A 24,555-nucleotide genomic window follows, 5' to 3' on the forward strand; every position below is an offset into this window, starting at 1 on the left:
TAAAGGTATAAAATGGATGAAAAAAAGCAAAAAACTCTTGATTTAGCACTTAAGCAGATTGACAAGGCTTTTGGAAAAGGAACCTTAGTAAGACTTGGCGATAAAGAGATTGAACCAATTGACTCAATCTCAACAGGCTCTATTGGGCTAGATATAGCTCTTGGAATAGGCGGAATTCCAAAGGGAAGAATCATAGAAATTTATGGACCAGAAAGCTCTGGTAAAACTACATTAGCCTTACAAGTTATAGCAGAAGCTCAAAAAAAAGATGGAATTTGTGCTTTTGTCGATGCTGAGCATGCTCTTGATGTAAAATATGCCTCAAATTTAGGTGTTGATGTTGAAAATTTATATGTTTCACAACCTGATTTTGGCGAGCAAGCTCTAGATATCGTTGAAACTCTTGCTAGAAGCGGAGCTATTGATCTAATAGTAGTTGACTCAGTTGCAGCACTTACTCCAAAAACTGAGATTGAAGGAGATATGGGTGATACTCACGTTGGACTTCAAGCAAGACTTATGAGTCAAGCACTTAGAAAACTAGCTAGTGTTGTCCATAAAATGGGAACTACTGTTATATTTATAAATCAAATTCGTATGAAAATAGGACAAATAGGATATGGCTCACCTGAAACTACAACGGGTGGAAATGCACTTAAGTTTTATGCCTCTGTTAGAATCGATATAAGAAGAATAGCAACTTTAAAACAAAATGAAGAGTCAATTGGAAATAGGGTCAAAGTTAAAATTGTTAAGAATAAAGTAGCACCTCCATTTAGACTGGCTGAATTTGACATAATGTTTGGCGAAGGAGTTAGTAAATTAGGTGAATTAATAGACTATGGTGTAAAACTTGATATAGTCGATAAAAGTGGTGCTTGGTTTAGTTATAAAACTACCAAAATAGGTCAAGGAAGAGAAAATGCTAAAAATTTCTTAAAAGAAAATCCAGAAATTGCAAAAGAGATTGAAGAACGGATTAAAGAACAACTTGGAGTTTTAGAAAATAAAATTATAACAGGAGATGTGGATAATGATTAGCATTGCAGATATTTTCGCACAAGAGGTGCTTGATAGCAGGGGAAACCCAACCATAAAAACAACCATTGTTTTAACAGACGGTACTGAAGCTAGTGCTATTGTTCCAAGTGGTGCAAGCACAGGTAAAAAAGAGGCTTTAGAACTTAGAGATGGCGATGGTAGATTTTACGGAAAAGGTGTTTTAAAAGCTGTGCAAAACACTGAAGAGATTATAGCTGAAACAATTGTAGGTATGAGCCCGTATGATCAAAAACTCATTGATAAAGCTATGTTAAAACTTGATGGCACAGATAACTACTCAAATTTAGGAGCTAATGCAGTTTTAGGTGTTTCAATGGCAGTTGCAAGAGCTGCTGCAAAAAGTCTAAATATGCCACTTTTTAGATACATTGGTGGAGAAAATGCAAGCGTTTTACCTGTTCCTATGTTTAACATTATAAATGGTGGAGCACATGCAAACAATAGTGTTGATTTTCAAGAATATATGATAATGCCTTTTGGCTTTACCAAATTTAGTGACGCATTAAGAGCTGTTGCTGAAATTTACCAAAGCTTAAAAACTATTTTAAATGAATCAGGTCATAGCACTGCAGTTGGAGATGAAGGTGGTTTTGCACCAAATTTAGAAAACAATGAAGAGCCGATAAAAGTTATAATTGAAGCTATAAAAAAAGCTGGGTATAAAGTGGGTGAAGAGATAAAACTAGCTTTAGATGTTGCAGCAAGCGAGCTTTATAAAAATGGCAAATATCATATAGAAGGAAAAGAGTTTTCAAGCGATGAGTTGATTGAGTATTACTCTACGCTTTGTGAAAAATATCCAATTTACTCTATAGAAGATGGTCTTGGCGAAGATGACTGGGATGGCTGGGCAAAATTAACAAAAAAACTTGGAGATAGTGTTCAGTTAGTTGGTGATGATTTATTTGTTACAAATGAGAAAATTTTAAGAGAAGGTATTAAGACAAACACAGCAAATGCAATCTTAATAAAACCAAATCAAATAGGCTCACTAAGCCAAACTCTTGCGACTATAAGACTTGCACAAAGAAATGGATATAAAACTATTATAAGCCATAGAAGTGGCGAAAGCGAAGATACATTTATAGTAGATCTTGCAGTAGCTACAAATGCTGGGCAAATTAAAACAGGTGCAACTTCAAGAAGTGAAAGAAATGCAAAATATAACCGCTTACTTGAGATTGAACTTGAAACAGATGAGTATTTAGGAAATGGTATTTGAGTGAAATTTTAGATGAGTATAAAGTAAAATCAAAATCATCATCTTTAAAGTTGATAATGTTATTTTGCTTGGCTGTTATATTTGTTGTAATCTTTGGAATATATGTAGGAAATGTTCTTTTTGGAGAGCGTTCCTACGTAGTTTTAAAAGAGTTACAAAAAGAGAAAATTTACCTAATCAAAGATATACAAAATTTACAAAAAGAGAACTCAAAACTACACAAATTATATCTAGAAAGAACATCTCTAGATCCTGATTTTAAACCATAGGATAAAAAATGAAAGTATTATTAAGTATAGCAGGAAGCGATTCAAGTGGTGGAGCTGGGATTCAAGCGGATATAAAAACTGCTGAATATTTTAAAATCTTTTCAACAACAGCTCTAACAGCTCTAACAGCCCAAAATACAATGGGCGTTAAGGAGATTGTAAATATATCTCCGAGTTTTGTAAAAGCACAAATAGACACAGTTAAAGAAGACTTTCAAATATCTGCTGTTAAGATAGGAATGCTCTTTAATAAAGAGATTATAGATGTAGTGGAGGATTTTATCAAATATTTAGATATTCCCATTGTGATTGATCCTGTATTTATCTCAAAAGCTGGCTCTACTTTAATGAGTGATGAAAATATAAAATATATGAAAAATCTTTTTAAATACGCAACCATTTTAACACCAAATTTATATGAAGCAAAGGTGCTTTTTGGAGATGATTTAAATGTTATTGCACCTTGCAATGTAGTCATTAAAAATATAAAAGAGAATGATTTTAGTATTGATAGGCTATTTTATAAAAATGGCAATATAAAAGAGTTTAAAAATGAATTTATAAATACAGAAAACCTTCACGGAACAGGTTGCTCATTTAGCACCGCAATTGCATGCAACCTAGCTTTAGGTAATTCTTTAGAAAACTCAGTTAAAATCTCAAAAGAATTTATAACAAAAGCTATAAAAAATGCACCAAATTTAGGACATGGAAAAGGTCCTATTTTACATAATTTAAATGATTTATAGTCTATATCTTCGTGGCTTATATTATTACTTGTTGTTAAAATTCTAAAATAAAAAAAGACTATAAATATTTTATCTTTAATTTTCTATGGTTTATTTTTTACTAAAATCTTAAAATAGCAATTGATACATTAATGATAAAACTAGGATATTGAGAGATAAAAACTTATAGATTAAACCATTCTAAATAAAAGCACAAATTTATTACGCCTTGTATATACTTAAATGAAATTCTCCAATTCTTAAATATTTTATAATACACTAAACTTTAAAATTCTACCTTAATATAGACATTCACATTATAAATTTAAATCACTTCCCTGTTTATAACCTTTATATGTAAATTTTCTAACACATCAAAAGTTTTTTCCTCTATGTTTTTATCGTATGAATCAGTAGCTTTTGCATTAACTATAATTTCACTTTTTGGACTTGCTGTTTTTGCTAAAATTGCATTTGTAACTACGCAAATATTACTTACAAGACCTACAAATTCAATGCTTACATAAAAATTTTCTTTTAAAAATTGATACAACTTATCTGAGCCAAAGCCACCTTTTTCAAAAACCACACTATCTTTAACCAAATTTTTAATTTTCCCATATATTTCCCAACCGTTAGTGCCTTTTATACAGTGCTTTATAGGCAAATTTCTACCTTCTATAGTTTCTAGGTAATCTTCTTCGTGAGTGTCAAGTGTAAAAACCACATCATCACCATTTTTTCTATAACTTAGAATTTTACTCTCTATTACACTTTCTAGCCTGTTAGCATTATCAAAACCTAACGAACCATCAACGAAATCATTTTGAAAATCCACAACAACTAAAAGATTTTTTTTCTTACTCATATATCTAAACCTTTCTATAAATATCTCATAGCATTGAATTTATTAAAACCTTTTACTAAATTATACTATTAAAAAATTTAAATAAGCTTTTTACCATTTAGGTTTTTGTCTTGTTGGATATCTAGTTAAAATTTTTCCAGTCTACCACTTGTAATTATAACTATCGTAAAAACTTAATTATACAAAATTTACAAATAAATTCAATAAAAATATTTACCAAATTTTAAACCTATTTTTCAACATTTCACATAAGCGTATGTAAGGTGGAATTTATACAAGGAGGAAACCATGAAAAAAGGTTTCACAATGATCGAATTAATTTTCGTAATCGTAATTTTAGGTATCTTGGCAGCAGTTGCTATCCCAAGATTAGCAGCTACAAGAGATGACGCAGAAGTCGCAAAATCACTTAGTAACTTAGGAACAGCAGTAAGCGATATCACAGCTAACTATACAGCACAAGGTGGTTTTAATTCAAATACAATAGCTACATATACAAATGTGGAAGGGATTGACTATAGCGGTAGTGATCAATTGACAGCATTAGATGGCAATGACCCAATTACAGTTACCCTTAACTACAAAGTAAGCAAAACTAAAGATTGTGCTACAATTAGTCTTATAAAAAATACAGAAAATGAAATTTCTATCTTTATAGGAACACCTAAATTAGCAGCTTTACAAGAAAAAATTTCAGAAGAAAATGCAGAACTTAAAAAAGCAAAAGATAAAGCTGTTGGTGGCACTGATGGATATGCAGATGATGATGCTAAAAAAGTAGCAGTTGAAGCAGCACAAACCAAAGTTGACGAAGCTAAAAAAGCTCTAACAGATACATTATCAAAACTTACTAGCTATGCTCCAGATGGAGCTGATAGCTCATGCAGATCTTTATTAACAGCTAGCTCATTTAAAGATATGGCAGGTAAAGAATACCAACTATCAGGTTCAAGAGTAAAATTCTAACTCTTAACTTATAGCTAAATAGTTTAAGCTCGGACTTCGGTTCGAGCTTTTTTTACGCCTCATTTTCTTCTTAATCTTCATTAATATTTTTTAGATTATATGAAGATACTCTCATAGCTTTTTTAATAAAAATAAAATTTAACTTAAAGGATTATAAATGAATGAACAAGAAATTAAATTTGAAATTTATAAAAGAATTTATCAAAGCAGAGATTTAGAGCTACAATTTTTTTGGCAAAGAGCTGTTTTTCTAAGTGCTTTTCTTTTTATTGCATACACTGCTTATGGCACTTTTCAGATGAAACTCTTTTTTATATCTAGCAATCAAATCTCATACTTAGGAACAGACATTACAAATTTAATATCTATTTTTATATGTTTTTGTGGTTATGTTTTATCTATTTTTTGGGTATTGATGTTTAAAGGTTCAAAAAATAGCTACGAAGCATATGAAAAAATGCTAGATGATTTTGTAGAAGCTCAAATGATTTTTAATAATAAATGCAATTCAAGTAAAAACATAAAAAAAGAATTTTTCCTTCCTGCTAATTTAGATTTAAATAACAGCAAAGATAATTTTTTCTCACTAAAAGAATATAGATATTCGCTTAGTAAAATAAATATATCTTTAGGATACTTTAGTATGTTTATATTTTTTGTTTTGAGTATCTTTCACTTACTTGCAATACCAAAATTTATAAAAAATATTTTAAATTTTATTAATAATATATTTTATAATTGTGATATTTTTAAATGCACTGCATTTGTCTGTATAGTAATATTTATTGGTTTTTTATGTTATTTGCCTTTTATAATATCTAGGAATTTTAGACAAAAAAAGTAAAATAAAAATTAGTGAGATTAATATGAATTTTTATTTTTTAATATCCTAGTTTATCATCATTAATATTCTTAATTACTGCTCTAAGATTCTAGTAAAAGCAAACCATATAAAATTAAAGATATTTATAAAAATTTAGACTAACAAAACACTTTTACAACTAAATTAATGGAAAATAAAGAATTTGAAGAAGCAACTAATTGGGTAATTGACAAATTTCCGTATCAAAAATAATACTTTAATATAAAAACTTAACCAAATATTTTAAAGCTAAGTTTTATTTATAATAACCTTTACCTAACAAATTAAAAACAAAATTTATTTTAATACTATTTATGAGATTTAAGACAAAAGTCAAGACTATTTGGCTAAATGACTAGGGGTTTGTTATTTTAAGTAAAAAAGAAATTTTGTTATTCTAAGTTAAAAAGGGTTTTGTTTCCTAAAGAAAAAAGAAATTTTGTTATTCTAGGTTAAAATAGGAATTTTACTATCCTAAGTGAAGTGAAGTAACTAGCTTAAAATAGAAAAGTTTTAAAATGATGATGAAATATTTAGAGTGGTTAATCTTAAAATTACTAATTATATAAATTTTAGGCATAAAAAAAGCTCGAACCGAAGTCCGAGCTTAAACTATTTAACTATGGGTTAAAGAATTAGAATCTTACTCTTGAACCTGATAGTTGGTATTCTTTACCTGCCATATCTCTAAATGAGCTAGCTGATACTAAAGATCTGCATGAGCTATCAGCTCCAGCTGGTGCAGTTGAATCTGTTTTAGCCAATGCATCTGTTAGAGCTTTTTTAGCTGTGGTAACTCCTTCTTTTGCTTCAGTAACTGCTGTAGTTTTTGCAGTTGCTGGATCACTTTCGCTTGAATAGTCTTTAGCCTCTGCTTCTTTAACTTTTTCTTTTGCAGTAGAGATAGCTTTTTGAAGAGTAAGCAATTTAGATGTTCCTATAAAAATTGTAATTTCATCAAAATTATTTTTCATAAGACTAATTGTAGCACAATTCTTTTTATTTACAGGATAGTTAAGAGTAACTGTTTGAGCTCCTGCAGATTTTAATGCTGTCAATTTAGTAGCGTCACTGTAGCTAATTCCTTCAACATTTGTAAAAGCAGATATATCATCAGTATCAAAACTACCTTGTGCTGTATAGTTAGCTGTGATATCGCTTACTGCTGTTCCTAAGTTACTAAGTGATTTTGCGACTTCTGCGTCATCTCTTGTAGCTGCTAATCTTGGGATAGCAACTGCTGCCAAGATACCTAAAATTACGATTACGAAAATTAATTCGATCATTGTGAAACCTTTTTTCATGGTTTCCTCCTATTTAATAAATTCCACCTTACATACGCTTATGTGAAATGTTGAAAAATAGGTTTAAAATTTAATTTTTTCATTTATCTTTTTAATCTCTTTTTTATCAAACAAATAATGAGAATATATCCTATTTACCAAATCCAAATTCGAATGCCCCAGGTTATTTGCTATAAACATTGGCGAAATGCAATTTTTCATCAAATGAGTGGTATATGTATGCCTAGTAGTATGAAGCCCACATAATGGATAGTCCAAAGCCTTTAAAAGCTTTTTAAACTCATAGTAAATTTGAAAGTAATCACTATAAAATAACTTGTTTGATGAACCCATAAATCCCCCTAACGCATTTTTTAAATAAACTACAAGCTCTTTTGGTGCTACTATCTGCCTTGTTTTGCCATTTTTTGGTGTAGTTAGTTCATATCTTGCTTGATTTTTTTCTATATATATGGTTGCATTTAAAATATCTATATCATCACCATTTAAAGCTAAAATTTCACCGCACCTAGCTCCCGTATAAAATGCTATATATAAAAATGTTTTCAACTCCCCTTTTGCATTTTCCAAGATATTGCTTATCTGTTTTTTACTAAAAACTACTTTTGGCTTAGTTGTCTCTTTTGGTTTTTTTACAAATAAAAAAGGATTTTCTTTTATGATATTTTGCTGTTTTGCCTTTTTAAATGCTAAATTCGGATAGGTCAAAAGTAAATTTATAGTTTTTGCACTAAGACTTTCTTTTTTCATACGAAACACTGCCATTTGCATATCTTTAATGCTATAAGCTGTTATCTCCTTGTTGTCTATAAAATCAAAAAATCTTCTTATAGAGTATTTTGCTGAATTTATCGTTCCTTTTTTTGCTGTATAAGTTAAATTTAGCAAAATTTCATCACAAAATTCCTTCAAAGTTTTAGCATATTTTACATTTTTAATACTTCTTGAAATGGCTCTTTTAGGTAGCAGTTTTTTACTATTTTTCTGTGCTGATATTTTTAAAAACAGGGGTAGAAGTGTAGTTTTTGCATATTTTAAATTCTTTTGATTATACTCAAGATTTAATGACCTTTTCACAAGTTTTGACGATGTGTAATACTCTAAATAGATTTTGTTTTTATGATTTATTAAATTCATTTTTTTCCTTTTTGTAAAATTTAAACATTGATTTTACAAAAACTACTTTCCATATATTTATAACATATTAAAAAGTTTTGAAATATTGAAAAATGCCTACAAATCTTATATCAATTTATATATTTTAATTAAACTTATAAGTTAAATAAATTTTAATTTAAATTTGACAATCTACTTAAAATGATATATAATTACTTTAGCATTTTACATAAGCGTATGTAAGGTGGAATTTATTAAATAGGAGGAAACCATGAAAAAAGGTTTCACAATGATCGAATTAATTTTCGTAATCGTAATTTTAGGTATCTTGGCAGCAGTTGCTATCCCAAGATTAGCAGCAACAAGAGATGACGCAGAAGTTGCAAAATCACTTAGTAACTTAGGAACAGCAGTAAGCGATATCACAGCTAACTACACAGCTCAAGGTAGTTTTGATACTGATGAGATATCTGCTTTCACAAATGTTGAAGGTATCACTTACAAAGATGATAACAAAAAATTAACAGCATTAAAATCTGCAGGAGCTCAAACAGTTACTCTTAACTATAAAGCAGGTAAAACTACTGATTGTGCTGCAATTAGTCTTATAAAAAATACAGAAAATGAAATTTCTATCTTTATAGGTACTTCTAAGACAATTGCTTTGCAAGAAGCAATTTCTGAAGCCGAAGCAAAAGTTGTTGAAGCAAAAGATAAAACTGTTGGCTCGGGCGGATATACAGATGAAGCAGCTAAACAAAAAGCAGTTACTGAAGCAGAAGAAGCAGTTACCAAAGCTAAAGAAAATCTAAAGAGTGCATTATCTTCAAAGGGAGATAGCTTAATTCCAGATGGAGCAGATAGTTCATGCAGATCTTTTGTAAGAGCTAGCTCTTTCCAAGATATGGCTGCTAAAAGCTATAGACTATCAGGTTCAAGAGTAAGATTCTAACTCTTTAACCCATAGTTAAAACTTTAAAGCTCGGACAAAAGTCCGAGCTTTTTTTATGCCTAAAATTTCTATTTTCTGCTCTCTCTAATATTAAAAACTTAATTAATTTACATTGATATTATTTAATTATATAAAATCTTGCAATGGATAGACAAATTTAACCACATCTTACTCTATGTATTTTAATATTTATACCATCAAAAATAGCTACACCCATAAGCTAAAGCATGCAATCACTATGAATACTTTAAATAAATTTCATCTTGCTCCTAATTGTAAAATGAAATTCTAATTAATAGATGATTTAAAATTATCAATCTTTAAGATACCTAAGATGTATAAATAAAATGTACTCAAATATATTGTGTTAGCCTAATAAATTGTAAGTTGCGAAATTTGGCAGTAGACAGTATAAGCTAAAATCCCTCTTCGTTTAAAACCCTATAACTCTCACACCCTTTTAAGTTTTTCATATCACAAGCTAAACCAAAATACTCCTTGGCTTTGCTTAAATTTTGCTCCACCAACTCTCCTTTTGTATAGTAAACTCCGATGTCCATACAAGAGCTATCATTTCCTAAATTACAAGCTTTATCTAGATAAAAAATAATATTTTTTGCATTTGGCGGTGTTGTATTTAAACTAAAAACAACCATTTTTAAACAACCTTCAACTCCTCCATTTTCACAAGCTTTTTTAAAATACTGATTAGATTTTTCTAAGTTTTTCTTAACCCCTTTTTCATACATCCCCCCAAGCGCTAAACAACTTTTTATATCTTTTTTATCACAATTTTTTTTATAAATTTCCTCAGCTTTATCAAAATTTTGCCTAGTTGCTAAGCCTTTTTCATAAAAATATCCAAGCTTAAAGCACCCATCAACACTCTTTAGCTTACAAGACTTTTCATAAAGCTCAAATGCTTTAAAAGGATCTTTTTTACTACCTACTCCAACTTCATATAGTTCGCCTAAAGAAAGACAACTAATGTTTAAATTAGCATTGCATGCTTTTTGCAGATACTCTTTAGCTTTAGTTGAATTGTTTATCTTTTTATCTAAATAAATCAAAGATAGATTATGGCAACCCTCTACAACTCCTTTTTCACAAACTTTTTGTAAATTTTTGATAGCGTTTTTATAATCGCCTTTTTTATATAACTCATGACTTTGTGATATCAAATCTCCAAAGCAAATAGATATAAAAATAGTTGTTAACAATATAATCTTTTTCATTTCTTTCCTGCTAATATTTCTAAAATTCTATACTTTATAGACTTAATTAAATGTTAATTTTTTAATTAAACCTTTTCATAACATATTTATAAATAATTTATTTTACCTATAATAAGATTTTAATTAATAACTTTGCTTTAAAATATTTGCAAATATGTTCTTGCTTAATAAAATTTCTTGAGTTATAAATTACCTATATAAAGTATTTTCCACTATTAAGTTAAATGAAAATTTAATTATTGGGTTATTTTTGATATAATTATAATTAGATTTTATAAATTTAGTTGTGATTGCAATCAAAGAGCAGTCAAAATATGGGCTATCTAGTCTATCAAAAAAGAAAATTAGGTGGCGTTATTCGTCTTTCATATTCATTAAATATAAAAATTTTAAAAGGATAAAAATGAAAAAAATTAAATTACTTCTAGCTTTTGCATTTACTGCTTTGCTAATCCAAGGTTGTACAACCAAAACAAGCCAAAGCGTTCCAAAAGATGGTATTTTAACCAAAGATGAGGTTACTTTCCCAGATATTGATAAAATTTGGCTTGATGGTCCAGCATTTCCATCTAAAGAAAATTTGGCAAAAATTGAAAAAGGTATGAGTAAAGATCAGATAAGAATGCTAATCGGACACCCTCACTTTGCAGAAGGTTTATATGCTGTAGTTGAATGGGACTATCTGTTTAATTTAAAAGAAAAAGCAGGAGATCCTGATAAAATATGTCAATATAAAGTGGTTTTTGATGAAAACTATACAGCTCAAAGCTTTTTTTGGCAACCAAAAAATTGTCTTAGCGATGATGTAGTTATGGATAAACCTATAGATCTTGAAACGCTTTTTGAATTTGATAGTGCTATTGTAGTTTCTAAATACTATGACAAAATTGCTAAAATGGCAAAATTTGCTAACAAAACAGGTGCAAATCTTTTAATAGAAGGTCACACTGATAGTATAGGAAATGATAACTATAATTTAAAATTATCTCAAAAAAGAGCTAATGCGGTTAGGGAACTTATGATAAAAGATTATGGTGTAAATCCTAATAAAATTAAAGCAGTTGGCTATGGCGAAACAAAACCTATAGCTACAAATAGCACAGATGAAGGTCGTAAGCAAAACAGACGCGTAACAGCAACAGCTTATAACAAAAAATAACACTCCTTAAACTACTTTGTAAGACTAATTCTTGCAAAGTAGTCTTTAGTATAATAATTTGTTTCTATTTAATAGTATAACGCCTTTTATTTACCCATAAATGATAAAATTTATAAAACTCTTAAAAGGAAATTAATGAAAAAAATATTAACTATGATTACTTTATCAATTCTATTTTTAGTAGGCTGTGGTGATTCAACCCAAAGTGGCGATACAAAAGTAGACAAATCTTCAAGTGCTCCAAAATCAGTAGAAGATACTGCAAAAAATGTTGTAGAAGATGGTAAAAAAGCCATGGATATCATCATGGATACAACAAAAAAAGAGCTAAGTAAGGTTTATGAAAATAACAAAGAGGATATAGACAGTGCTATAGAAAAAACTAAAGAGCAAGGTGCTAAAATTATGCAAACTGCACAAGAAAGCATGAAAGAACTTCAGCAAGCAACAGAGAATTTTGCAAAAGAGGCTGGAAAATCTTTAGAAAAAACAGTAAATGAAAGCACAAAAGCTTTAGCTAGTTTAAGTTCATCTGCAGCAGAATCAAATGCAAGTTCAAGTCTAAACAATATGCTCAAAGATAGCACTGAGAAAAAATACAACCCAGATAATTTTAACAAAATGTCAGTAGCTAAATACTATGATTTAAGATGTTCGTCGTGCCATGGAAACTATGGCGAGAGAAAAGCTCTAAATAAAAGTGCAATTATTGGCACTTGGGAAGCTAAAGATATCTCACATGCACTTCATGGTTATAAAGCTCAAACATATGGTGGCACTATGAAAAAAACAATGTTTGCATATACTAAAGCGTTGAATGATGAAGAGATAGAACAACTTGCTGAATATATAAGCACATTTTAAAACAAGACCGTAAATTTTTACCGCTTTTAAGCATATTTAGATACAGCAAGCTCTACTAGCTTGTTTGTCTTGGCTAGTAAAATTATGAAGCTTAATAATCTTTTTTAGAAAAGATGAGTGGCTTAGTAGTAAGGTTTAAAAGACAAAAATAGAAGTTGAGACTTAGAAGAAAATGAAGCAAGCAAAACTATGATAGATAAATTTGGTGTTTATAATAAACCAGAAGAGATAGAGAGAATTTTAAAAGGATAATTCATGAAAAAGGTTCTAGTTTTTATAGATGGCTTAGCGCTTTCTAAGTCAGTTTGCGAATATGGTATAGGTTTAGCTAAAGCCTTAAACTTACCACTTTTGCTTTTAAGCATAGCAGAACAACCAACTAGCATAGATGAGACAAACCTATCAGGAAGTCTTAGCATTGGTACTAAAGATAGACTTCTTGATAAGCTAGCCGCACAAGAACACGCAAAAGCTAAAGAAGATATAAGACAAAATAGAGAAATTTTAAGCACTTTAAAAGAATTTGCAATAAATAGCGGAGTTAAAGAGTGTCAAACCCTTCAAAGACATGGAACATTAAGTGGTGCTTTGGAAGATTTTCATGAAGAAATTAGAGTTGTAGTAGTTGGCATAAGAGGAAGTAATGAGGATGATGATAAACTTGGATATCATATAGAAGAGCTCATCAGATCTTCTGATTTGCCTATTTTAGTTGTTCCAAACAGCGAATATAGCCCTATAAACTCTTTGCTTATGGCTTATGATAGTAGTGAGTTTTCAAAAAAAGCTTTTGAGGTTGCACTTTCTAATCCAATTTTTCCAAATACAAAGCGGTATATAGTAAATGTAAATAGTGATGAAGCTCTTTCAAACACACTTCTTAAAGAGGCTGGAGATGTTTTTAAAGATAAAGGCTTTGAGTTTGAGTTAAAACACTTAAATGGTGACCCTGTAATTGAAATTTTAAAATATGAAGATGAGATAAAAGCAGATGCTATCGCAATGGGAGCTTATAGTAAAAATAGGATTAAAAACTTTTTTCTTGGAAGTTTTACGAGTAAAATGCTTTTAAATTCTAAAAAACCATTGCTTTTGTTTAGATAATCTTATATATTTTTATGTAAAATTACATATAAACTTATACGGATACAAAGGAGCGTTAAATGAAAAAATTAATTATATTTTTTATAGTGGTAGTTATGGGCGGATTAAGTTTAAATGCAAGTGATACTACAATGTTTCCAAAGGCAAAAAAAGGCTATGTTAAGCATGTTATAGAGCTAGAAGAGAAAGAAGATGAGAGTAAATTTAAAATTGAAGTTGCATTTGGTAAAGAAAAATTAGTAGATTGTAATTTACATCAATTTTTAGACTCAAGCCTAACCACAAAAACCCTAGATGGCTATGGTTATAACTACTATGAATTTGATAAAAGCTCAGATGATATGAGAAGCACTATGATGTTTTGTGACGGTGCTAGAATGGAAAAATTTATATACTATCCTAGCAAAATAGAAAAAAGTTATAACTCACGCCTACCACTTGTAATATACACACCAAAAGATGTTAATGTGGAAGTTAGAATTTTTAAAGAGATAGATAAATTTATAAAGTAGAGATCTTATAAACAATTAAAATAATTTAGAAAAACTAAAATTATAGTTTTTCTAAATTTGAGCGCGGGCGGATAGCTAAATTTTGATAGTCTATAAACTCACTTTTTTTATACTTATCAACCCCAACCCTTGCAATCATAGCTGCATTATCAGAGCAAAATTTCAAAGGTGCAAGCATTAACTCACAACCATACTCATCACACAAATTTTGCAAATTTTGTCTTAAGTATAAATTTGCACTTGCCCCGCCAACAACACCAAATTTGCTAAATTTTTTATTTTTGAAAACAATTTTTAGCTTATCCATTATATGCAAACAAGCCGCTTTTTGAAATGAATATGCTATATCGCTTTTATCTTGTAAGCTTAAGTTTCCAAGCTTTTCTATTGCAACTCTAACTTGATTTTTAAGTCCTGAAAAACTATATTCTACTCTTTTATCTCCTTTTAAAGGAATGGTAAATTTAAATCTATCTTCATTGCTGTTTTTAGCTAAATTTTCAATAACCAAACCGCCTGGATAGCCCTCGCCCATCATCTTAGCAACCTTATCAAAACTCTCGCCAAAACTATCATCGCTTGTTATAGCTAGTATCTCTATGTTTTTATCTTCATCAATTTCTAAAATCATAGTATGCCCTCCACTTACAAGCAAAACGCCAAGAGGTAGCTCAATTTCTCTATCTAAAAAAAGTGAATATATATGTCCTATCAAGTGATTTACTGAGATTAGTGGAATGTTTAAAGCAACGCTTAAAGATTTGGCCATACTAACCCCACTTATTAAACTCACACTAAGACCTGGCTCATTTGTAACAGCTATGGCTAAAATCTCTTTAAAATATGGTTTGATTTTTTCAAGTATATTAGGAAGTGCAGCCGTATGAAGCCTAGCAGCAAGCTCTGGGACAACACCGCCATATTTACTATGTTCTAGCTCTTGTGAAATTTTTTCATAAAACAAAAGTTTAAAATTATCTTTTTCCATTAAAGCAAGAGAGCTATCATCACAACTACTTTCAATTCCTAAAATCATTTTTTCTCCAAATTTTCATATATGTCTTTTTCTAACTCGCTATAAAATTCGTCACTTAATTTGCATTTAAATGCACTAAATGCATGAATTGCACCTCTTACCAATGTAAAAGTATGCTTTACATTTGCTTGCTTTAACTTTTCTATATACTCAAGTGCTTCATCTCTTAAAATATCTAATTCGCAAATAACAAATTTTAAATTATTTAATTTATTTAATTTACCAAAATTTAATAAATTAATATACTTTTTATATCCATTTTTTCTGATAAAATTCCAAGAAATTTCTGCACATTTTTTATCCCAAACAATAAAATCTTCAAATTCCTCTAAAGAGTTAGTGTTTATATCTGATATCATAGGGCAAAATAAAAAGCTAAATTTAGGTAGTTTTTCCATACTATCTATAAGTTTATATTGAAGTGCTAAGCAAAGATGTGCTCCTGCGCTTATACCGTATAAGATTATATTTTTATATACTTTTAGACACTCTTTATATATAGTAAAAGCATCATTAAGTGGACTAGGATAAGGCTTTAAAGAGTAATCAATTCCAATAATAGTAATATTTAAATTATCTGCTAATTTACATAAAATTTCTAAATCCTGTTCAGGCAATCCAAAAATATATCCACCACCATGAAAATGTAAAACAACATTTGTATTTGTAGCGTTTTTATTTTTACAGATAATTACTCTAATGTCTTTAATATATCTATTTTCTATAATGATATCTTTAGGAATTTCTACTTTTTTTGATAAAGCTATGTGTTTTCTTTTTTCTATAATTTCCTTTGGATTATTTGCAAGGACACTATGATCAAGTTTTAACATAAAATCAGAACTTAAGATAGCTTTTTTAAGGCTATCTTCTATTTTATCAAAGTATTTTATCTTTTTCATCTATCTTTATATCAGGTAATACAAAATTTAAAATAACCCCTATTAAAGCGCCAAGACCAATTCCGCTAAAACTAGCAAAACCAAAATCAAACATCATACCACCAATTGCAAAAACTAAGATAAGCGAGATTATGATTATATTTTTGGGGTTATTTACATCAACTTGATTTTTGATTAAAGTTTCCATACCAACTGAGGCTATAATCCCAAATAAAAGCAGCATTATACCACCAATTACGCAAGCAGGAACAGTTGCTATAAAAGCTCCAAGTTTTCCTACAAATGCCAGTATAATAGCAGTAAATGCTGTCCAAGTCATAATAGCAGGATTAAAAGACTTTGTAATTCTTACAGCTCCTGTAACTTCTGAATAGGTTGTATTTGGTGGACCTCCAAAAAATGCAGCCACTGAAGTTGCTAAACCATCTCCTAAAAGAGTATTTTTAAGTCCAGGCTCTTTTAAATAATCATGCTTTGTAACATTTCCAATAGCAATTATATTTCCAATATGTTCTATCGTTGGGGCAATCGCAACTGGAATCATATATAAAATTGCATTTAGTTCAAAAGTTGGAGTTTTGAAATTTGGTAGAGCAAGCCAAGAAGCACTTGCCACTGGCGAAAAATCAATAATTCCAGCCAATAAGCTGACACCATAACCAACGCTTACACCACAAATTATAGGAATTAATTTAAAAATTCCTTTTCCAAACATTATAACAATTATAGTAGAAATTAGTGTAATCATTGCAATTATTATAGATAACTCTTGCGAGTAAGAAGCATCTTTTCCCATAGCCATTCCAACGGCACTTGGACTTAAAATAAGACCTATTGTAATGATAACAGGACCAACTACAACAGGTGGCAAAAGTTTATGTAAAAACTCTTCACCCTTTAGTCTAACTAAAAAACTAAGAGCAACATAAAAAAGTCCAGCAAAGACAAGTCCACCCATAGTTGCACTTATGCCCCACTCTTTAACACTAAATGCAATAGGAGCTATAAAAGCAAAACTACTTGCTAAAAATATTGGAACAACTTTTTTTCTTGTGCAAATTTGGAATATCAAAGTTCCAATACCTGCGGTAAATAAAGCTACATTTACATCAAGTCCTGTAAGAATTGGCATAAGCACCAAAGCACCAAAAGCAACAAATAAAAACTGAGCACCAAGCACAGCATCTTTAACTCTAAAATCATAATCGGTTGGATTCATTTTTTCCTTTCGTAGATTAATTGTGTGTAGAAAGAAAATTTTTGATAATAGTTTGAGTATTTCGCATATTTTTCAAAAAATTCTTAAAGCCAAATTCAACAGGTAACAAAGAGTATTTGCAGAAAATTAAACCTATAGTTAAATTTATCTTTCGTAATTTCCCAAAAAATAATTATATAGAAATTTAACTTAAAAAAAAGTATGATTTAAAATTTACTAAAGTTACTCTTCAAAAAAGTCATTATCAAGCTCTTTTATCTCATAAGTAGTTTTTACTTGAATTCCAACATTATATTCATACATTAAATCAACTAATTTACTTCCATCTATTAAAATAATCTTATGATGTGCGTTGTTTGCTTTTTGTATGGCTAAGTTATCAAAAGTTGAAGTAGTTATGAAAACACCTTTTTTGGTATCACCACTCATAGCACCTATGAAATTTCTAATGTCTAGTTCACGAACTTTATTTTCTGTGTATCTTTTAGCTTGTATATAAATTTTTTCAAGTCCAAGTTTATCTTCATTTATAATGCCATCAATCCCGCCATCTTTTGATTTTGAAGTTTCAAAGAATTCTCCATAACCCATTTTTTCTAGTAATTTTAAAACAATTTTTTCAAAAAAATACGGATCACTATCTTTTAATCTTTCTAATAGTTCAATTTTCGTTTGAGTTTCAATATTTGAAATACCATTTTCTATAAGCTCTAAAGGACTTTCATCTAGTATATCATTGTCTTTTTTATCACTGGTTTGTAATTTATTATTTTGATAATTTTGAAATTCAGCATCATTTTTTAAATCAAAAATAGTAAAGTTTCCTTTTTTAGCAATTTCCCTACCTTTTTTGGTTATTTTTATAAAACCACGCTTTGGATAAATAACAAACTTTCCCATTTTTAAATATGAATATCCCCATCCTATTCTATCTTCTAAAATATTAATACCACTTTTTGTTTTTTGCTGTAATAAATTTTCTGGTATATTGCTGTAGAACTTTTTATAAACTTTTTTCTTTAAGTCTTTGTTGTAAATTTCATCTTCATCAACTAAAACTTTTAAGATAGGTATAAATGTTTCGTGAAATTTAGGTAGTTGCATATTTGTCCTTAATTAATTTATATTTATAAAATTCATAAATACGGTTTTGCATATTTAAAAGTTAATAATTAAATATGCAAAGCAAATTCTTTTACTTTAAAATCTAATTCAAACAAATCATCTATATCAGTAATTTTTGTTGAACCAAATTTATCCAAGCTTTCAAAAACTATTTTTTTATTATCTAAAAATTTACACTCATTATTTAGAAATTTCTTTACATAAATTTCATTTGCTGCATTTATTATGGTTCCTAAATCTGGGTTTTTAACAACCTCATCTTTTAGACTAAATATTGGAAATTTTTCTAGGTCAATTTTTTGAAATTCCATTTTTTTCAAATTTAAAAGGTCAAAGTTTGAAACTATTTCTTCATTTAAATCATCAATTATGGCATGAGAAATTGCAAGTTTCATATCAGCTATACTAATATGTGCAGTAGTTGAGCCATCTATAAAATCAATTAAAGCGTGAATCGTTGAGCTTTTTTCAATAATCGCATCGAGATTTTTAACACCATAAAGCCAATAAGCTTCCATTATCTCAAAAAGCTTGTTTGTCATAGTTGCACTATCAATTGTAATCTTAGATCCCATTTTCCAATTTGGATGTTTAAGTGCCATTTGTGGAGTTGCATTTTTAAGCTCTCCTAAAGGAGTATCCCTAAAAGCTCCGCCACTTGCAGTTATAATCATCTTTTTAATCTTCAAACTATCTTTTAGTAAAAATTTCAAACCAAAATGCTCACTATCAATAGCTTTAATTTTTTTACTATCTAAAAATTTACCTCCAGCCACAAGACTTTCTTTGTTTGCAAGACATAGGGTTTTACCTAATTTTTGCACCAAAATACTTGGTTTAAGCCCTGCAAATCCAACTAAAGCATTTACCACTTTGGAGCTTTGGCACTCTTTTAACATATCTAAAAGTCCATTTTCACCGATAAATACTTTGTTATGATTTACTTTGTCTTTTAAAAATTTATCTCCAATACAAACAAATTTAGGACTAAATTTGGAAATTTGTTCATTTAGTAATTTATAGTTTTTATTACAGCTTAATGCTTCTATTTCAAGGTTAAATCTCTTAGCTATCTCTAAGCTATTAACCCCAATGCTTCCAGTTGAACCTAAAACTACCATGTTACAACTAAACTAAGTACCATAGAGGCAAAAAGAAGTCCATCAACTCTATCTAAAACGCCACCATGTCCAGGAAAAAGTGTACCACTATCTTTTACACCTGCTTTTCTTTTTAAATAACTCTCAAAAAGATCACCAAATACGCTAGAAATTGATATTAAGATTATAGACCAAATGCTAAACACATTACCATCTATAAAATTTTTATTATATAAAAATCCCAAAACAACACCACAAAGTATACCGCCTAAAACGCCCTCTATAGTTTTATTAGGAGATGTTGGGGTAAATCTATATCTTCCAAACATCTTTCCTATAAAATATGCCCCGCTATCAGTTGCCACAACTATAGCAATCACAAACACTAAACAGGATATACCAAGAGTATTATATATACTAAACATTATAAAAATAGGTGCAACAGGGTATAAAAATGGTAAAATTGATTCCCAATTTTGCCTATTCATAAGTGCTAAATATGAGGCTATAAAAAGAATTAAAAACATTATAAATTTATATGTGCCCTCAAAACTGCCTGCAAAAGGAAGAAACAATACAAAAGAAACCATAGCTACAATGATAAGCTCCCATTTTTCAACCTTAAATAGCAACAAACTCTCTGAAAAAGCAATGGCTAAGATAGCAGCAAAAACTAAGACATTCAACAACCAAATATCCAAAAAAACAAGCACAAGTAGTGCTAAAATCATAATACCTGCCGTCTTTAAACGCGCTTCCATAAATTCTCCTTTTATACTTTTAAAATTTCTATTGTATCGTAATTTACGTAATTCACAAAAGCTCCATTTATGACCTTAACATTCTCTTTTTTTGTAAAATCAACTAAATACTTACCGCTCTCTTTTACGCTCATATTAACACATAAATTTGCAGCAAATTCTATAATATCTTCGCTAAGCTTTTGCTTATTAGTTTTTACTATTACATGAGCAGATGGAATATCTTTGATATGAAACCAAAAGTCATTCTTTTTTGCATTTTTTAAAAGCAAAATATTACCTTTTTCATTTTTACCAACTGAAATTTTAAACTCATTTATATAGAAATTTTCAATATTGTCATGCTCTTTTTCATACTTTTTTTTCTGACTTTTTCTAGGTAACAAAATTTCAAGCTCTTCAATAGTTTTTGCATTTTTTAGCATATATTTTAAATTTTCTAAAAACTTGATTTTTTCATTTAAATTTTTCTCTTCTATAGATATTCCTAGTGCTTTTTGCTTTAACTTTTTACTCTCTTCAAACATCTGCTTAGTGCTATTTTTAGGACTTTCTTCTAGCTTTATAAATATATCTTTTCCCTCAAAATCAACAAGTTTTAACTCTCTATCAAAATCTTTTAAATTATGCAGATTTGCAGTTATGATTCTAGCTTTATTATTAAGAACCTCACTTTGATTTAAAAGCTCCTCTTTGCTTTGTAGTGAGTTTAAGTTTTTTTGTACACCTGAAAGCTTTTTTTCAACTTGAGATAACTTAGAAAATTTCACATTTTCCATCTGTTTTAAATTTATCTTTTCAAACTCATTTTTAAAAAACTCATTGAAATTTAAGATGTCTTCACTCTCTTTTTCTTTAATGTTTATTGGATCTAAATGGATAAGTTCTTTTCCAGGTTTTATAGTTCTGTTTTGGTTTTCATAGTGGCTTAATGCATCTAATATCATATTTTTTTCATCTGCTATAACAACATTTGTAAACCGACCTGTGAACTCAAAATATATATTAGATTCTACTTTTTTATAGCTTCCTTTTTGAACAGCTTTTATGTGCAAAATTCTATTCCCATCCAAAACTTCTATTTTTTCTATATAAGATGAGTTAAATCTTTTTGCCAAAGTAACATCAAAAGGAGCGTTATAGTGTTTGGAGCTCTGAAATTCATCATTTTTATATATGGAAGAATTTCCTTTGCTCATATCAAAAAAAAGCTTTTCTTTGCTGTTAAAGTCTATGACTAATACCCTATCATTAGCTCTTTTAATGGTATTAATTTTATTATATTTTTGTAAATATTGTCCTATTTGTATTAAAATTTTATATTTCATTCTTTAATTATATTCAAATTTATACAATTTTAGATAAAATGATATCAATTTAGATAAATTAGAGGCTATTATGAAATTAACAATAACAGAAAAAATATTTAGTGAACATGCTGGTAAAGAGGTTTTGGCTGGGCAGATAACTCAAAGCAATATTGATATGATAATAGGAAATGATATAACTACGCCTATTTCAATAAAAGCTTTTAGAGAAAGTGGAGCTAAAAAACTTGCAAATCCATATGGCTTTGCACTAGTTATGGACCACTACATTCCAGCAAAAGATATAATGAGTGCCAATCAAGCTAAAATTTCAAGAGATTTTGCTTATGAGCATGATTTACCATATTTTTTTGATGAAAAAGATTTAGGAATTGAACATGCTTTGCTTCCTGAAAAAGGGCTTGTGATACCAGGAGATGTTATAATCGGAGCTGATTCTCACACCTGTACACATGGTGCTTTAGGAGCTTTTTCAACCGGTATGGGCTCAACTGATTTAGCTTACGCTATGATAACTGGAAATAACTGGTTTAAAGTTCCGCAAAGTATAAAAGTGGCTTTTAATGGAAAGCCAGAGGAGCATGTCTATGGAAAAGATTTGATTTTAGAAATTATTAGACAAATAGGCGTTGATGGCGCTTTATATAAAGCGTTAGAATTTACAGGTGATACTATAAACTATCTTGAAATGGATGATAGATTTTCACTTTGCAACATGTCAATAGAAGCAGGTGCAAAAAGTGGGATAATTGCAGTTGATGAAATTACAAAAGAATTTTTAAAAGATAAAAACTTAAGAGATAAACCAAAATATCACTATTCAGACGAAGGTGCAAATTATGAAAGAATTTTGGAAATTGATGTTAGTAGACTTGAGCCTTTAGTTGCATATCCATTTTTACCTAGCAATGGAAAAAGTATAACTCAAGCTGTCAAAGATGATATAGCGATTGACCAAGCATTTATCGGAAGTTGCACTAATGGAAGAATTAGTGATTTAAGAATAGCAGCAAAAATTCTAAAAGGCAAAAGAGTTGCAAGAAAAACAAGACTTATCATAACTCCAGCAACACAAAAGATTTTAATGCAAGCTCAAAAAGAAGGACTTGTAGATATATTTATAGAAGCAGGAGCAGTTGTAAGTAATCCAACTTGTGGTGCTTGTCTTGGTGGGTATATGGGAATTTTAGGTGCTGGTGAGAGATGTATATCAACTACAAATAGAAATTTTATTGGAAGAATGGGCGATAGAAGCAGTGAAATTTACTTGTCAAACTCTGCAGTTGCTGCTGCAAGTGCAATTACAGGCAAAATAACGGATCCAAGAGATTTGTAGTGAAATCTTGTGTAATATTAGGTGGTGGAAAAAGCTCTAGAATGGGCAAAGATAAAACACTTTTACCATTTAAGGGACAACCTAGTTTAACACACTATCAATACAATAAGCTTAAAGTTGTTTTTGATAATGTTTTTGTAAGTGCTAAAAATCAAAAATTTAATCCGCCTTTACCCATAATTGAAGATAGAATTAATGACTATTCTCCAATGCTTGCTCTTTATTCTATCTTATCATATTTTAAAAATGAAAAAATTTTTATAATACCTGCTGATATGCCTTTTGTGGAAATTGATACTATAAGAAAACTATATAACGAATCAATAGGTTATGAAATTTGCGTGGCTGGTGATAGTGAATTTAGACATAGTCTGTGTGGCTTTTTTGATAGTAATTTAGCAAATTTAACAAAAACTCTATATGAGAAAAAAGAGCATAAAATAGGACTTTTGTTTAAAGAGGTTAAATTTAAAGAGATTAAATTTAATAACAATGAACAATTTTTTAATATAAATTACCCCAAAGACTATGAAAAGGCAAATTTATGAAAAAGGTTATTTTTCTCTCTTTTTGTGCGATTTTTGCTTTAGCAAATGATGATATTTTAAAAAAAGCACAATACTATGAGAGCATAGGGGATTATAAAAATGCTATGCTTTATTATAAAAAGCTTGTAGAAAAACCTAATATCAAAGAGATATCTATCGATATCAACAATACAAAAGAACTTCAAAAAGAAGAAATTGTAGCATCTGCTAAAAAGATTAATAAAGCACAAAATGAAGTTAAAGTGCAAGTTATTGATCTAACTAAAAAGTATAAAACTGCTGATGAGAGTGATGGGATTATAATACATAAATTTAAACCTAATTATATAGCATACGCTCATGATACTACAAATAAAGGCGATAGAAAAAAAGATGAGCTTAAATTTCAATTAAGTATTCAAAAGCCAATCATAGACAATTTTTTTGGCTTAGATGAAACTATAACTTTTGCATACACACAGCAATCTTTTTGGCAAATTTGGGAAGATTCTGCACCTTTTAGAACTACTAGCTACGAGCCTGAGATATTTGTAACTATTCCAGTTGAGTTTTTAAACTTTGACTATCTTAGATTTGGACTAAACCATCAATCAAATGGAGAAGATGGTAAAGATTCTAGATCTTGGAATAGGTTTTATGTTGGAACAAATTTCAATATTGGAAATTTAGAAATATCACCTAGAGTTTGGGCTACTTTTGGGTTAGACGATACTAATAAGGACATAAAAGATTATTTAGGATATGGGGATATTGAGTTTAAATATAATTTTACAAACTCTCAAATTTTAGCAGTTTTAAGAAATAATCTAAATTTTAGTGATAATAAAGGCTCTTTAGAATTTAATTACTTTTTTCCTATTTTTAGCGGAAAATTTCAAGGATTTTTCCAGTATTTCACAGGATATGGAGAAAGCTTAATTGACTATAACAGACATGTTAATAAATTTAGCTTAGGAATATCTATATTTAATGATTAG

24 protein-coding genes and 1 pseudogene are annotated in these 24,555 nt (G+C 29.3%); 14 read left to right on the forward strand and 11 right to left on the reverse strand.

Translation table 11 applies throughout. The annotated features are described in order from the left end of the window. Window positions 1-12 precede the first annotated feature (12 nt). Genes recA through thiD form a run of 4 tightly spaced genes read left to right on the forward strand, consistent with a single transcriptional unit; the run spans window position 13 to window position 3,302 of the window. Window positions 13-1,041, forward strand: a complete 1,029-nt coding sequence (gene recA, locus CBLAS_RS08510) for a recombinase RecA (protein WP_106869794.1) — start codon at window positions 13-15, stop codon at window positions 1,039-1,041. Next, a complete protein-coding gene (eno, locus tag CBLAS_RS08515) occupies window positions 1,034-2,284 on the forward strand; it encodes a phosphopyruvate hydratase (protein WP_106869792.1) in 1,251 nt (416 codons plus the stop codon). The genes recA and eno overlap by 8 nt, the downstream gene beginning before the upstream one ends. Then, window positions 2,281-2,553, forward strand: coding sequence for a hypothetical protein (locus tag CBLAS_RS08520; protein WP_241517561.1), 273 nt, complete (start codon window positions 2,281-2,283; stop codon window positions 2,551-2,553). The genes eno and CBLAS_RS08520 overlap by 4 nt, the downstream gene beginning before the upstream one ends. An 8-nt stretch (window positions 2,554-2,561) precedes the next feature. Beyond that, window positions 2,562-3,302 (forward strand): bifunctional hydroxymethylpyrimidine kinase/phosphomethylpyrimidine kinase, encoded by a 741-nt coding sequence (gene thiD, locus CBLAS_RS08525; protein ID WP_106869790.1) that lies wholly within the window; start codon window positions 2,562-2,564, stop codon window positions 3,300-3,302. A gap of 304 nt (window positions 3,303-3,606) precedes the next feature. On the opposite strand, the gene CBLAS_RS08530 is transcribed toward thiD, so the two are convergent. Then, complete coding sequence (locus CBLAS_RS08530; protein ID WP_106869788.1) at window positions 3,607-4,149, reverse strand: cysteine hydrolase family protein; 543 nt, start codon at window positions 4,147-4,149, stop codon at window positions 3,607-3,609. A 306-nt stretch (window positions 4,150-4,455) separates the two neighbouring features. On the opposite strand from CBLAS_RS08530, the gene CBLAS_RS09620 reads away from it, so the two are divergent. Together CBLAS_RS09620 and CBLAS_RS08540 are read left to right on the forward strand one after the other, a co-directional pair. Next, window positions 4,456-5,115 (forward strand): type II secretion system protein, encoded by a 660-nt coding sequence (locus CBLAS_RS09620; protein WP_244948129.1) that lies wholly within the window; start codon window positions 4,456-4,458, stop codon window positions 5,113-5,115. A 157-nt stretch (window positions 5,116-5,272) separates the two neighbouring features. Beyond that, the gene (locus CBLAS_RS08540) at window positions 5,273-5,959 is read left to right on the forward strand and encodes a RipA family octameric membrane protein (protein WP_106869785.1); all 687 of its coding nucleotides are present in this window, start codon (window positions 5,273-5,275) and stop codon (window positions 5,957-5,959) included. Between the two features lie 1,166 nt (window positions 5,960-7,125). On the opposite strand, the pseudogene CBLAS_RS09800 reads toward CBLAS_RS08540, so the two are convergent. Together CBLAS_RS09800 and CBLAS_RS08550 are read right to left on the reverse strand one after the other, a co-directional pair. Beyond that, window positions 7,126-7,281: pseudogene (locus CBLAS_RS09800) on the reverse strand (type II secretion system protein); the annotation flags it as partial. Window positions 7,282-7,344: 63 nt separating this feature from the next. Further along, window positions 7,345-8,418 carry a tyrosine-type recombinase/integrase gene (locus CBLAS_RS08550; protein WP_106869783.1) on the reverse strand — a complete coding sequence of 358 codons (1,074 nt, stop codon included), beginning with the start codon at window positions 8,416-8,418 and terminating at the stop codon, window positions 7,345-7,347. Window positions 8,419-8,686: 268 nt separating this feature from the next. Here CBLAS_RS08550 and CBLAS_RS09775 point away from each other — a divergent pair, with 268 nt between their 5' ends. Beyond that, window positions 8,687-9,349: a type II secretion system protein gene (locus tag CBLAS_RS09775; protein WP_425321097.1), complete on the forward strand. Its 663-nt coding sequence runs from the start codon at window positions 8,687-8,689 to the stop codon at window positions 9,347-9,349. A 416-nt stretch (window positions 9,350-9,765) separates the two neighbouring features. Here CBLAS_RS09775 and CBLAS_RS08560 read toward each other — a convergent pair whose 3' ends face one another. Further along, complete coding sequence (locus CBLAS_RS08560) at window positions 9,766-10,584, reverse strand: tetratricopeptide repeat protein (RefSeq protein ID WP_106869781.1); 819 nt, start codon at window positions 10,582-10,584, stop codon at window positions 9,766-9,768. A gap of 403 nt (window positions 10,585-10,987) precedes the next feature. On the opposite strand from CBLAS_RS08560, the gene CBLAS_RS09630 reads away from it, so the two are divergent. From CBLAS_RS09630 to CBLAS_RS08580, 4 genes are all read left to right on the forward strand, one after another. Then, the gene (locus CBLAS_RS09630) at window positions 10,988-11,743 is read left to right on the forward strand and encodes an OmpA family protein (RefSeq protein ID WP_106869779.1); all 756 of its coding nucleotides are present in this window, start codon (window positions 10,988-10,990) and stop codon (window positions 11,741-11,743) included. A 135-nt stretch (window positions 11,744-11,878) separates the two neighbouring features. Further along, entirely contained in the window at window positions 11,879-12,607 is a 729-nt protein-coding gene (locus CBLAS_RS08570; RefSeq protein WP_106869777.1) for a c-type cytochrome, read from the forward strand. A gap of 255 nt (window positions 12,608-12,862) precedes the next feature. Continuing rightward, window positions 12,863-13,711 carry a universal stress protein gene (locus CBLAS_RS08575; protein WP_106869775.1) on the forward strand — a complete coding sequence of 283 codons (849 nt, stop codon included), beginning with the start codon at window positions 12,863-12,865 and terminating at the stop codon, window positions 13,709-13,711. A gap of 59 nt (window positions 13,712-13,770) precedes the next feature. Further along, on the forward strand, window positions 13,771-14,223 hold the full coding sequence (locus tag CBLAS_RS08580; protein WP_106869773.1) for an ecotin family protein: 453 nt from the start codon (window positions 13,771-13,773) through the stop codon (window positions 14,221-14,223). 40 nt (window positions 14,224-14,263) lie between these two features. On the opposite strand, the gene tsaD is transcribed toward CBLAS_RS08580, so the two are convergent. From tsaD to CBLAS_RS08615, 7 genes are all read right to left on the reverse strand, one after another. Beyond that, window positions 14,264-15,259 (reverse strand): tRNA (adenosine(37)-N6)-threonylcarbamoyltransferase complex transferase subunit TsaD, encoded by a 996-nt coding sequence (gene tsaD, locus CBLAS_RS08585; RefSeq protein WP_106869771.1) that lies wholly within the window; start codon window positions 15,257-15,259, stop codon window positions 14,264-14,266. Then, the gene (locus CBLAS_RS08590) at window positions 15,256-16,161 is read right to left on the reverse strand and encodes an alpha/beta hydrolase fold domain-containing protein (RefSeq protein WP_106869769.1); all 906 of its coding nucleotides are present in this window, start codon (window positions 16,159-16,161) and stop codon (window positions 15,256-15,258) included. The genes tsaD and CBLAS_RS08590 overlap by 4 nt, the downstream gene beginning before the upstream one ends. Beyond that, on the reverse strand, window positions 16,139-17,380 hold the full coding sequence (locus CBLAS_RS08595) for a uracil-xanthine permease family protein (RefSeq protein ID WP_106869767.1): 1,242 nt from the start codon (window positions 17,378-17,380) through the stop codon (window positions 16,139-16,141). Before CBLAS_RS08595 ends, CBLAS_RS08590 begins: the two co-directional genes overlap by 23 nt. A 222-nt stretch (window positions 17,381-17,602) precedes the next feature. Next, window positions 17,603-18,484, reverse strand: coding sequence for a restriction endonuclease (locus CBLAS_RS08600; protein ID WP_106869765.1), 882 nt, complete (start codon window positions 18,482-18,484; stop codon window positions 17,603-17,605). A gap of 68 nt (window positions 18,485-18,552) precedes the next feature. Beyond that, entirely contained in the window at window positions 18,553-19,626 is a 1,074-nt protein-coding gene (dxr, locus tag CBLAS_RS08605; RefSeq protein ID WP_106869763.1) for a 1-deoxy-D-xylulose-5-phosphate reductoisomerase, read from the reverse strand. After that, window positions 19,620-20,366, reverse strand: coding sequence for a phosphatidate cytidylyltransferase (locus CBLAS_RS08610; RefSeq protein WP_106869761.1), 747 nt, complete (start codon window positions 20,364-20,366; stop codon window positions 19,620-19,622). Before CBLAS_RS08610 ends, dxr begins: the two co-directional genes overlap by 7 nt. Window positions 20,367-20,377: 11 nt before the next feature. Next, window positions 20,378-21,694, reverse strand: a complete 1,317-nt coding sequence (locus tag CBLAS_RS08615; protein ID WP_106869759.1) for an NFACT RNA binding domain-containing protein — start codon at window positions 21,692-21,694, stop codon at window positions 20,378-20,380. A gap of 70 nt (window positions 21,695-21,764) precedes the next feature. Between CBLAS_RS08615 and leuC the strand changes: the two genes are divergently transcribed. The 3 genes from leuC to CBLAS_RS08630 are packed head-to-tail and all read left to right on the forward strand — an operon-like array spanning window position 21,765 to window position 24,555. Further along, on the forward strand, window positions 21,765-23,030 hold the full coding sequence (leuC, locus tag CBLAS_RS08620) for a 3-isopropylmalate dehydratase large subunit (protein WP_106869757.1): 1,266 nt from the start codon (window positions 21,765-21,767) through the stop codon (window positions 23,028-23,030). Then, the gene (gene mobA, locus CBLAS_RS08625) at window positions 23,030-23,578 is read left to right on the forward strand and encodes a molybdenum cofactor guanylyltransferase (protein WP_106869754.1); all 549 of its coding nucleotides are present in this window, start codon (window positions 23,030-23,032) and stop codon (window positions 23,576-23,578) included. Before leuC ends, mobA begins: the two co-directional genes overlap by 1 nt. Then, entirely contained in the window at window positions 23,575-24,555 is a 981-nt protein-coding gene (locus CBLAS_RS08630) for a phospholipase A (RefSeq protein WP_106869752.1), read from the forward strand. The genes mobA and CBLAS_RS08630 overlap by 4 nt, the downstream gene beginning before the upstream one ends.

It is taken from the genome of Campylobacter blaseri (assembly GCF_013201895.1).
Classification (GTDB): Bacteria; Campylobacterota; Campylobacteria; order Campylobacterales; family Campylobacteraceae; genus Campylobacter_B; species Campylobacter_B blaseri.